We start from the raw sequence: 4,063 nt of genomic DNA, 5'->3' as shown, positions 1-4,063 counted from the left end.
GGTGATCATCGATTGGGCCGTCGAGGAACGGGGCATCCACCGCATCGAGTGGGTGGTCGCGTCGGAGAACAGCGCAGGGAGGGGGCCTGGCACGTGCTGCAGCTCGACCTGCACGACGCGCGGAGCGGGCTGAGCGCCGAGGTGTTCCTGCGCTCGGCGGAAGGCGTCAGCGCGTTCCAGGTCTGGACGCGGGTGACCAACCGCGGCCAGGCCCCCCGGCTGCTGCTGGGCCTCACGTCGTTCGCCGCCGCCTTCGCGGGGGCGGTGGACGACCTGGACGTGGTACGGGCCGACAGCGAATGGCTGGGCGAGAGCCGCTGGGTCCGCGAGGCCCTGCGCGGGCAGGCCGTACCCGATCTCCGCCTGGGCGGCCACGGGCAGGACGGCCGCGGGCGGCTCGCGGTCGTCAGCACCGGCACCTGGTCGACCGGCTCCCACCTGCCCACCGGCGGCCTGATCGACCGCGCCGGCGGGCAGGCGTGGCTGTGGCAGATCGAGCACAACGGCGCCTGGCGCTGGGAGGTCGGCGAGCGGCTCGACGACCCGTACGTCGCGCTGCTCGGCCCGACCGACATCGACCACCAGTGGCAGCACCTGCTCCAGCCCGGCGAGTCGTTCACCACGGTGCCGGTGTCGGTGGCGGTGTCCGGCGCGGGCCTGGAAGGGGCGGCCGCGGCGCTCACCGCGCACCGGCGGATGATCGTCCGGCCGCACCCCGACCGGGAGCGGCTGCCGGTGGTGTTCAACGACTACATGAACACGCTGGCGGGCGACCCGACCACGGCCAAGCTCCTGCCGCTGATCGACGCCGCCGCCTCGGCCGGGGCCGAGACGTTCTGCGTGGACGCGGGCTGGTACGACGACGGCGGCACCTGGTGGGACAGCGTCGGCGAATGGCAGCCGTCGCAGACGCGCTTCCCGCGCGGCATCGAGGAGGTCCTCGGCCGCATCAGGGAGCACGGCATGGTGCCGGGGCTGTGGCTCGAACCCGAGGTGATCGGCGTCCGCAGCCCCATGGCCGACAAGCTGCCCGCCGAGGCGTTCCTGCAGCGTGGCGGCGTACGCCTGGTCGAGCACGGCCGCTACCACCTCGACCTGCGTCATCCCCGCGCGATCGCGCACCTGGACCAGGTGGTGGACCGGCTGGTGGAGGAGCTCGGCGTCGGCTATTTCAAGCTCGACTACAACATCGACCCGGGCGCGGGCACCGACCTGGACGCCGACAGCGCCGGGGACGGGCTGCTGGCCTGCAACCGGGCCCACCTGGCCTGGCTGGACGGCGTCCTGGCACGCCATCCGGGCCTCACCCTGGAGAACTGCGCGTCGGGCGCCATGCGCATGGACTACGCCATGCTGTCCCGGCTGCAGCTGCAGTCCACCAGCGACCAGCAGGACTTCCGCCTCTACCCGCCGATCGCGGTGTCGGCGCCGATGTCCGTGCTGCCCGAGCAGTCGGCGAGCTGGGCGTACCCGCAGCCCGACATGTCGGACGAGGAGATCGCCTTCGCGCTGTGCACCGGCATGCTGGGGCGGCTCTACCTGTCCGGCCACCTGGACGGGATGAGCCCCGCCCAGCTCGACTCGGTCCGCGAGGCCGTCCGCGTCCACAAGGAGATCCGCGCGGACCTGGCCCGCGCGACGCCCGTGTGGCCGCTGGGGCTGCCGCGCTGGGGCGACCGCCACCTCGCCCTGGGTTTGCAGACGGCTGACGTCACATACGTTGGCGTATGGCGACGCGACGGGGCGAAACCCGTACGGCTGGACCTGCCGCACCTGGCGGGCCGCGCGGTCGAGATCGACGTGATCTACCCGCGGCACCTGCCGGACTGGGCTCGCGACTGGCAGCCCGGCACCGGCGTGTTGACGCTCACCCCTTGCTGCGACGAGCCCCACTCCGCCCGGATCCTCCGCATCCGCACCGCCTCATGAAAGAGACCACCATGAAGACCACCTGGACGGCCGCCGCCGCCGCGACGGCGCTCGCGCTCGGCCTCGCCGCGTGCAGCGACCCCTCCGTCGAGACCTCCACCGCCGCGCCCGCCACCGCCGCGGCCTGGCCCGACCCGGCCACCAAGCTCGACGGCGTCAAGCTGACGATCTGGGCCGCCCAGAACAGCAACACCGTGCCCAAGGCGGTCATCGCCGGGTTCCAGCAGGCGACGGGCGCGACGGTCGAGGTCGTGACGATCCCGGACCCGTACGAGCAGGGCATCCAGACCAAGGTCGCCACCGGCGACAAGCCCGACCTGGCGTTCTGGCAGCCGACCGCGTCCATGCTGACCGCGATCAACGCCAAGGCCAACCTCCAGCCGCTGAACGACGCGCCGTGGCTGGCGCAGCTGTCGCCGGATCTGAAGGACATCACCGGCATCCTGGACGGCGCCCGGTACGCGGCCCTCATCACGAGCCCAGCGGTCGAGGGCGTCTACTACAACAAGGAGGTCTTCGCCGCCAACAAGATCACCAGCCCGCCGAAGAACTTCGACGAGATGGTGAAGCTGGGACGCACGCTGAAGGCCAAGGGGGTCACGCCGTTCTTCGAGATGGCCGGCGACAAGTGGGCGACCCAGTGGTGGGTGCAGGTCCAGCTCGCGGACGCGGCCAAGGACGGCCTGTGGGAGCGGATCAACACGGGCAAGGAGACGTTCAACGGCCCGGCCGTCGTGGGGGCGATCAAGACGTACAAGTCGCTGATCGACGAGGGGCTGTTCAACTCCGACATCAAGACCGCGAAGTTCGAGGACCAGGGCGCGGCGCTGCTGTCCGGCAAGGCGGCCATGGTCGTGCAGGTGAACTCGTTCTTCGGGCAGCTGCAGGCCTCGGCCGACACCGCCACGCTGAACAAGAAGATCGGCTTCTTCCCGATCTCGCCGTCGGGGAACGTCGGCACGTTCATCCCCGACCAGTCGAACGCGCTGGTGGCGTTCAAGACCGGGGACGCCAAGCGCGAGGCCGCGGCGCGGCAGCTGCTGGCGTACTGGATGGGGCCCGGCTACAAGGACTTCGTCGCCGACCGCAACACCGTCTCCCTGGAGCCGTCGGTGCCCAGCCCGGCGGGCGTGCCGCAGGCGCTGCTGGACGTGCACGCCGCGCTGCCCACCGCGGTCGGGTCGATGCAGGCGCTGGCGGTGGCCAACCCGGACCTGTACCTGAACCTGGCCGACATGATCACCGGGACCATGACGCCGGAGAAGGTCGCCTCGGCCACCCAGGATCAGTTCGCCCAGCTCGCCAAGGCCGCCGGGGCGAGCGGTTTCTGACGTGCTGATCACCACCTCGCGGCAGGCCGCCTCCCGCACCCCGACCGCGACCCGCGGGCGCCCGGTCGTCGGGAGGCGGACGCACCCCATGTGGTTCATGGCTCCGGCGTTCGCCATCCTGCTGGTGTTCTTCTTCCTGCCGACGCTGTTCAACTTCGTCTACGCCTTCACCGACTGGTCGGGCTTCAAGAGCGCGATCCGGCCCGTCGGGCTGGACAACTTCACCGACCTGGCCTCCAACGGCACGCTGTTCCGGTCGCTGCGGGTCACGGTGGTGTACGCGGTGCTGGTGGCGCTCTTCCAGAACGCGTTCGGCTTCGGCCTGGCCGTGCTGCTCGAACGCGACACCTGGCTCAACCGGGTGGCCAGGGTGTTCTTCCTCATCCCGGTGCTGATGTCGGCCCTCGCCGTCGGCTACATCTTCCAGGCCCTGCTCAAGCCGACGGGCGGCCTGAACCGGCTGCTCGGGATCGACTACGCCTGGCTGGGCGACACCACCTGGACGGTCGTGGTCGTCGCGCTGATCCACGCGTGGAAGTGGATGGGGCTGTCGATGCTCATCTACCTGGCGGGACTGAAGACCGTCCCGGAGGACATCGTGGAGGCCGCCCACATCGACGGGGCGTCGCGGTGGCGTACGTTCTGGGCGGTCCGCTTCCCGCTGCTGGCGCCCGCGATCACGTTCAACGTCGCCACGGCGCTGCTGGGCTCGATGAACGGCTTCGACATCGCCCAGGCCACCACCGGCGGGGGGGGGGGGGGGCGGGCCGGGGGCCCGTCTGGATAGATCTAAATAACCACAA

Annotated in this window: 3 protein-coding genes; all 3 read left to right on the top strand. The window is 71.0% G+C overall.

The window, feature by feature from the left end; all coding sequences use genetic code 11:
• The first annotated feature begins 93 nt into the window (after positions 1-93).
• From ACWDX9_RS60590 to ACWDX9_RS60580, 3 genes are read left to right on the top strand one after another with little or no spacing between them, the layout of a single operon-like run.
• A complete protein-coding gene (locus tag ACWDX9_RS60590; protein WP_449972995.1) occupies positions 94-1,929 on the top strand; it encodes a glycoside hydrolase family 36 protein in 1,836 nt (611 codons plus the stop codon).
• A gap of 11 nt (positions 1,930-1,940) precedes the next feature.
• Positions 1,941-3,260 (top strand): ABC transporter substrate-binding protein, encoded by a 1,320-nt coding sequence (locus tag ACWDX9_RS60585; RefSeq protein WP_449972993.1) that lies wholly within the window; start codon positions 1,941-1,943, stop codon positions 3,258-3,260.
• A 1-nt stretch (position 3,261) separates the two neighbouring features.
• Complete coding sequence (locus ACWDX9_RS60580; RefSeq protein WP_449972991.1) at positions 3,262-4,047, top strand: carbohydrate ABC transporter permease; 786 nt, start codon at positions 3,262-3,264, stop codon at positions 4,045-4,047.
• Positions 4,048-4,063: the final 16 nt, after the last annotated feature.

Source organism: Nonomuraea sp. NPDC003201 (assembly GCF_053590415.1).
This window is presented reverse-complemented; position numbering and strand designations above follow the sequence as displayed.